The sequence below is a fragment of the Paenibacillus sp. R-74696 genome (assembly GCF_055814915.1).
On the sequence record NZ_JBPULM010000035.1, the window covers coordinates 1 to 1711 of the forward strand.

A 1711-nucleotide genomic window follows, 5' to 3' on the forward strand; every position below is an offset into this window, starting at 1 on the left:
TATGGTACTTGGGTAGGGGAGCGTTGAATATAGGTTGAAGGTATACCGTAAGGAGTGCTGGACTGTATTCAAGTGAGAATGCCGGTATGAGTAACGAAAAGACAAGTGAGAATCTTGTCCGCCGAAAGCCTAAGGGTTCCTGAGGAAGGCTCGTCCACTCAGGGTAAGTCGGGACCTAACGCGAGGCCGAAAGGCGTAGTGGAAGGACAACAGGTTCAAATTCCTGTACCACCGTAAACCGTTATGAGCAATGGGATGACGCAGAAGGGCAGTGACGCGGACTGATGGAATAGTCCGTCCAAGCAGTGAGGCTGATGAGTAGGCAAATCCGCTCATCGTAAGGCTGGGCTGTGATGGGGAGCGAAAATTACAGTAGCGAAGGTCATGCACTCCGGCTGCCGAGAAAAGTCTCTAGCCAGGTGAAGGTGCCCGTACCGCAAACCGACACAGGTAGGCGAGCAGAGCATGCTAAGGCGCGCGGAAGAACTCTCGTTAAGGAACTCGGCAAAATGACCCCGTAACTTCGGGAGAAGGGGTACCTCGGTAGGGTGAATAGCCCGAGGGGGTCGCAGTGAAAAGGCCCAAGCGACTGTTTAGCAAAAACACAGGTCTGTGCGAAGCCGTAAGGCGAAGTATACGGGCTGACGCCTGCCCGGTGCTGGAAGGTTAAGGGGAGCGGTTAGGAGCAATCCGAAGCTGTGAACCGAAGCCCCAGTAAACGGCGGCCGTAACTATAACGGTCCTAAGGTAGCGAAATTCCTTGTCAGGTAAATTCTGACCCGCACGAATGGCGTAACGACTTGGGCGCTGTCTCAACGAGAGATCCGGTGAAATTTTAATACCTGTGAAGATGCAGGTTACCCGCGACAAGACGGAAAGACCCCATGGAGCTTTACTGTAACTTGATATTGAACTTTGGTACGATCTGTACAGGATAGGTGGGAGCCATTGAAGCATGAGCGCCAGCTTGTGTGAAGGCGACGTTGGGATACCACCCTGATCGTATCGGAGTTCTAACCTAGGACCATGAAACTGGTTCGGGGACCGTGTCAGGTGGACAGTTTGACTGGGGCGGTCGCCTCCTAAAATGTAACGGAGGCGCCCAAAGGTTCCCTCAGAATGGTTGGAAATCATTCGGAGAGTGCAAAGGCATAAGGGAGCTTGACTGCGAGACCTACAAGTCGAGCAGGGACGAAAGTCGGGCTTAGTGATCCGGTGGTACCGAATGGAAGGGCCATCGCTCAACGGATAAAAGCTACCCTGGGGATAACAGGCTTATCTCCCCCAAGAGTCCACATCGACGGGGAGGTTTGGCACCTCGATGTCGGCTCATCGCATCCTGGGGCTGAAGTAGGTCCCAAGGGTTGGGCTGTTCGCCCATTAAAGCGGTACGCGAGCTGGGTTCAGAACGTCGTGAGACAGTTCGGTCCCTATCTGTCGCGGGCGCAGGAAATTTGAGAGGAGCTGTCCTTAGTACGAGAGGACCGGGATGGACGTACCGCTGGTGTACCAGTTGTTCCGCCAGGAGCACCGCTGGGTAGCCAAGTACGGACGGGATAAGCGCTGAAAGCATCTAAGCGCGAAGCCCCCCTCAAGATGAGATTTCCCAATTAGTAAGACCCCTTGAAGACGACGAGGTTGATAGGTTCGGGGTGGAAGCGCAGCAATGCGTGCAGCTGACGAATACTAATCGGTCGAGGGCTTATCCTAA

1 rRNA gene is annotated in these 1711 nt (G+C 54.1%); it reads left to right on the top strand.

Annotation, left to right across the window (positions count from 1 at the left end):
- Positions 1-1710: ribosomal RNA gene (locus ACSR9A_RS17540) — 23S ribosomal RNA — on the top strand; the annotation flags it as partial.
- Position 1711 lies beyond the last annotated feature (1 nt).